The sequence below is a fragment of the Vibrio jasicida CAIM 1864 = LMG 25398 genome (genome assembly GCF_000400365.1).
GTDB lineage: Bacteria > Pseudomonadota > Gammaproteobacteria > Enterobacterales > Vibrionaceae > Vibrio > Vibrio jasicida.
The window spans coordinates 1-206 of the sequence record NZ_BAOG01000064.1; the positions used below are offsets into that span (position 1 = coordinate 1).

General features: G+C 41.3%; 1 protein-coding gene. It reads left to right on the top strand.

Going from position 1 to position 206, the window contains the following annotated elements; genetic code table 11:
• Positions 1 to 206 (top strand): DDE-type integrase/transposase/recombinase (locus VJL_RS18755; RefSeq protein ID WP_038880350.1); only part of this gene is annotated, 206 nt, incomplete at both ends.

Here is a 206-nt window from a genome sequence, read left to right on the forward strand (position 1 = left end):
TCAAAGAGCAGAAAGTGTACTTGTCTCCGGTTGTCGACTTGTTTACTCAAGAGGTGGTTGCTTATAGAGTAGCTAAAAATGCCTGTTTGCCGCTTGTCATTGATATGTTGACGGAAGCGATATCAAAGCTTAGACCGAACTCAAAGCCAATTATACATAGCGATCAAGGTTGGCAATATCGGCATCGACAATATCAGCAAAAAATC